The 265-nt window shown below is 60.0% G+C and carries 1 protein-coding gene; it reads right to left on the reverse strand.

All coding sequences use genetic code 11. The features are described from left to right. Positions 1-265 (reverse strand): hypothetical protein (locus SB753_RS38090; RefSeq protein WP_410805296.1); only part of this gene is annotated, 265 nt, incomplete at both ends.

Below are 265 nucleotides of genomic sequence, written 5' to 3' on the forward strand. Positions count from 1 at the left end.
GAGGGACTTCGCGTTGGCGGCCTCCGCTTGCTCGCTTCTCAGTTTTGCCCGATCACTCTCTGAGGTGGCGCTAATCAATGCATCCGTCGCTTTCATCATCTGGCGATTCGTTTCGCGCGTATGACCCTCTGCCTCCTGCGCATGTTGACGCTGCTTGATCGCGACGAGTATGGCGACCACCGCGGCCACGATCAAAATGGTCGCCACGAGAGCGACGCATCCGGCCAGAATGGCGACACGACGATTGCGCTGCTGCACCTTCAGC

This window comes from Paraburkholderia sp. SIMBA_053, assembly GCF_046534895.1.
Lineage (GTDB): Bacteria > Pseudomonadota > Gammaproteobacteria > Burkholderiales > Burkholderiaceae > Paraburkholderia > Paraburkholderia caledonica.